Consider the following 3,915-nt stretch of genomic DNA (forward strand, 5'->3'; position numbering starts at 1 on the left):
GGCGAAGATGACCAGCGTCATCAGCACCTCGTAGATCTGCGTGGGGTGCACGCGCATCACCATGTCGCCGGGCACGTTCGCGGGCACCGTCACGCCGAACGCGCGCAGGTTCGCCGCGGTGGAAGGCGGCGCGCCGTTGGGGAAGGCGACGCCCCATGGCTGGTTCGTGGGGCCCCCGTAGTCGTCGCCCACCAGGAAGCAGCCCACGCGCCCCACCGCGTACCCGATCGCCAGCGCCGGCGCGATCGCGTCGGCGAAGCGCAGCACGGGCAGCTTGCGGCGGTGCAGCTGCCAGGCGATCAGCGCCGCGGCCATGATGAAGCCGCCGTACCACACCAGCCCCGCGCGCGAGGTGATGGCGTGCCACGGGTCGGCCGCCGTCTCCGGCCAGTGCAGGAAGAGGTAGTAGATCTTGGCGCCCAGGATGCCGCCCAGCGCCGCGTACCACACCACGTCCCACGCCGTCTCTGGGTTCTCGCCCTTGCGCCGCAGCTCCGCCGCCAGCACCCACCCCGCGGACAGAAACGCGAGCGCCATCATCACCCCGAACGAGGTGATGGTCAGCGATCCGATGTGGAAGAGAACAGGATACATGCGCTGTCAGGGCAAGGGTTTGGGGCGGGCGAGGCCAGCCGGGCGCGGAGCCGCATCGGGCGCTGCGTTGGTGGAAGTCGTGCTCCTGCCGTCATTTGCGACGGCGGAAACATAGCCGTTTCGCAGCTTTCCGTGAAGGGCTCTGCCGGCGTGACCGATCCGGGAATGCACGCCGGGTGGCGGCCTCGCATCGGCGGCCACCCGGCGGCTCTTCGGACCCGCCACGGCGCCAGGTTCCGCGGGGTATGCGATGCCCGGCGTCGCATCGCGCGGGAGGATCACGCGACGGCGGGCCTGTGCTCCTCCATCACCCGCTCCAGCCGGTCGTAGCTGGTCGACATGCCGTCCGTCATGCCGCTCTTGAGCGCCTGGTCCCGCTCATCGGGCGTGCTGAAGCGCATCGTCTGTGACAGCGTGGTGCGGCCGCCCGCTTCCATGAGCACGAGCGTGCACAGCGACTCGTCGCCGTTGAACCGCTCCACGAACACGATGCGCTCCGGCACCACGATCTCGCGGTAGGTGCCGTTCATCCCGAACTGCTGCCCCTTCGCGTCGTTGCGCCACACGTAGCGGTAGTCGCCGCCGACGCGCAGGTCGATCTCGCACACGGGCATCGACCAGCCGTCCGGGCCCAGCAGCCAGCGCCGCACCAGCTCCGGCTGCGTGTGGCAGTCGAAGACCAGGCTGCGGGGCGCGTCGAAGACGCGGGTGACGACGACCTCGCGGTCGCCGGGGGTCGTCACGTGGACGGTGGGGCTCATCGCGTTTCTCCTTGCGGCTCGGTTGAAGGTTTGCCGCCGACGGCCTTCATCTCGCTCAGCAGGTCGTCGAGGCGCTGGTAGTTCCCCTCCCAGATGCGGCGGTATCGCTCGATCCACTCCGTAGCCTCGGCGAGCGGTCCCGGCTCCATCCGGCAGGGACGGCGCTGTGCCTCGCGACTGCGGCTGATCAGCCCCGCGCGCTCCAGCACCTTGAGGTGCTTGGAGATGGCGGGCTGGCTCATCGCGAACGGCTCGGCCAGCTCCATCACGGACGCCTCCCCATTTGCTAGCCGCGCGAGGATCGCACGGCGCGTGGGGTCCGACAATGCGGCGAAGGTGGCGTCCAGGTGCTGCGCAGCTTGCATACAAAACCTGTGGGTTATATAGCCTGTCGATTATATAAACGAGCACGACTCTCCCGTCAAGTCTCTCGGTTGGACGGTTGATCTCGACCTACTTGGGGGAACGGATGCGGATCAGGAGTTGCGCGAGCCGCTTCATGGCGTCCGGGGCCGTGGATTCCTCGAGCAGCGTCTCCCACTGGTCCGGAGGCGAGCCACTGTCGAGCATTCGCTGGAACGTCGCGTACGCATCGGTGCGGCTGCCGTACGTGCGCAGAGAGCGTTCGTCGTTCACCCAAGCGAAGACGATGATCCGGGCGCTGGTCCGAAAACGGAAGAAGAGCCGATAGCGGCCATTTCCGAACTTTGCGCGGAACCAGTGCTTGTGCGTAATCCCGAGGGTGTTTCCTTGCCTATAGATCGCGCGGGTGGGGTCCTGCGGAACGTCGTCGAGCATCAGTTTGGTGATGCTCGCGAGGATCTGGGAAGCGGGGCGCGGACCATCTTCACGCGACTCGCGCTCCGCCGCATCGCCAAGCTTCTCGATCTGGAGCAGGAGCTGAGCGTGGATGCCGATGCGCCAGCCGTTCCGCTCCAGGAGTTCTTGGGCCGCATCTCCGGAGCGGGGTTCGCCCGGTCTGTCAGAGCTCGAAATCTCCTTCGATCGGCGCGTCATAATCCACTTCGATCCCGACAGCGAGCTCTCGCAGCCGTGCCGCGAACGGTGCAGTGAGGAAGAGGACGTGCTCCTTGTTCCGCTCGATATCGCTGGAGAGCAGGCCCAGGAACCCGGCGAGGGCGGGGTCCTCCGCTTCGTTGAGCTTCCGGATCACCACTCGGTCGTTCTCGATGACGTACCCGATCTCGTCACCCGCACGCAACCCGAGAGCCTTGCGGACGCCGCTCGGCAACGTCGTCTGCGAGCGGGAAGTGACCTTGCTCGAAAGCATGTGGCTCCGGCTCTTGCGATCCGCCGCCGTCCTGTGAGACTCAGCCATGTGACCTCCGGGAAATTACAATGCATCTGCATTGAAATTACCAAGGCGGTGGATGTACGGCAAGCGGCGCGGGATCGCTCGTTCCGAAGCGGGATCGGTGAAAGACCGTGGGATCGTTCAGTCGAACATGTCCCAGGCGCGCTCCAGGTCCTGCTTGGAGAAGACGCGGAAGGCGGTGAGCGTGTTGGTGCGCTCGATACCCGTGATCTGCGCGATCTCTTCGGTGACGATGGTGGCGATGCGGTCGTACTCGGCGACGCGCACGATGGCGATCAGGTCGTACTCGCCGGACACGGAGTAGACCTCGGCCACGCCGTCGATGCCGGCGATGCGGCGGGCCAGCGCGGGCACGTCTCCGGGTACGGCGCGGATCAGGACGACGGCGGCAACCATGCGGCATCTCCTTGCGGATGAGTGGCTTCGGTAGATCGGCACTTCGCGGCGAGCACTCGCGACCTGCGGATGGCCTGATCGCGGCGCGCTATCTTCGCGTTCCGGCCGTCGAGCCCGAGCGATGGCGGTTCGTCCAGTGCTGTCCATCGCCGCGCATCCGCCGAGAGAGGGCGGGCGAGGGATGACGATGTGCGCCATCAACATATCCGCCGCGCATCCATCGTCACAATCACCCGGCGCCTCGCATCTACCGAAAAGCCGCCGTTGGTGCGCGTTGCGGTGGCGGAACGGCGCGGGCGACGCACATTGATCGGCATGGGAGCGAATGCCGGCGTCCCGGCATCTTACGTTCGATGTGCTCGCCGAAAGACGTGATTCTCCGTGTGTGTCCGAGGTCAGCCCGCGTACTGTGCGATCGCGCGTACGACGTCGTCGATGCCGGCTTTGACGCGGGTAGACGGGGTGCCGCTGCCGTTGACGAGGATGGAGAAGATGACCTCGCGCCCGTCCGCCAGCGTGACGTAGCCGCTGAGCGAGTCGACGTTGCTGATGTAGCCCGTCTTGGCCGCCACGCGCCCCGGCAGGTCCGTGAGCCGCGCCTGGAGCGAGCCCGCGCGGCCGGACACGGGCAGCGTACGGCGCACCACCGCCTCGCGCGGGTCGCGACGCACGAAGTCCAGAATCTGGACGAAGGCGTGCGGCGTGATCAGGTTCTCGGCGGCCAGGCCGGAGCCGTCCACCAGCACGAACGCGGCGGAGTCCACGCCCACCTCGCGCACCAGGAAGTCGCGCTCCAGCGCCAGGGCCGCATCCCAGCTCCCGCTGCCG

General features: G+C 67.2%; 7 protein-coding genes. All 7 read right to left on the minus strand.

Features of this window, described 5'->3' with window-relative positions:
* The coding region (locus VFE05_02090; protein HET6228836.1) for a prolipoprotein diacylglyceryl transferase family protein at window positions 1-594 on the minus strand (594 nt) is incomplete at its 3' end.
* A 278-nt stretch (window positions 595-872) separates the two neighbouring features.
* Window positions 873-1,355, minus strand: coding sequence for an SRPBCC family protein (locus VFE05_02095; protein HET6228837.1), 483 nt, complete (start codon window positions 1,353-1,355; stop codon window positions 873-875).
* Window positions 1,352-1,720 carry a metalloregulator ArsR/SmtB family transcription factor gene (locus VFE05_02100; protein ID HET6228838.1) on the minus strand — a complete coding sequence of 123 codons (369 nt, stop codon included), beginning with the start codon at window positions 1,718-1,720 and terminating at the stop codon, window positions 1,352-1,354. Before VFE05_02100 ends, VFE05_02095 begins: the two co-directional genes overlap by 4 nt.
* An 88-nt stretch (window positions 1,721-1,808) precedes the next feature.
* The gene (locus tag VFE05_02105) at window positions 1,809-2,372 is read right to left on the minus strand and encodes a type II toxin-antitoxin system YhaV family toxin (protein ID HET6228839.1); all 564 of its coding nucleotides are present in this window, start codon (window positions 2,370-2,372) and stop codon (window positions 1,809-1,811) included.
* Window positions 2,338-2,646, minus strand: coding sequence for a type II toxin-antitoxin system PrlF family antitoxin (locus VFE05_02110; GenBank protein HET6228840.1), 309 nt, complete (start codon window positions 2,644-2,646; stop codon window positions 2,338-2,340). The genes VFE05_02105 and VFE05_02110 overlap by 35 nt, the downstream gene beginning before the upstream one ends.
* Window positions 2,647-2,811: 165 nt before the next feature.
* The gene (locus tag VFE05_02115) at window positions 2,812-3,087 is read right to left on the minus strand and encodes an Lrp/AsnC ligand binding domain-containing protein (protein ID HET6228841.1); all 276 of its coding nucleotides are present in this window, start codon (window positions 3,085-3,087) and stop codon (window positions 2,812-2,814) included.
* Between the two features lie 395 nt (window positions 3,088-3,482).
* On the minus strand, window positions 3,483-3,915 hold a 433-nt coding region (locus tag VFE05_02120; GenBank protein ID HET6228842.1), incomplete at its 5' end, for a D-alanyl-D-alanine carboxypeptidase.

Source organism: Longimicrobiaceae bacterium, from assembly GCA_035696245.1.
Taxonomy (GTDB): domain Bacteria; phylum Gemmatimonadota; class Gemmatimonadetes; order Longimicrobiales; family Longimicrobiaceae; genus DASRQW01.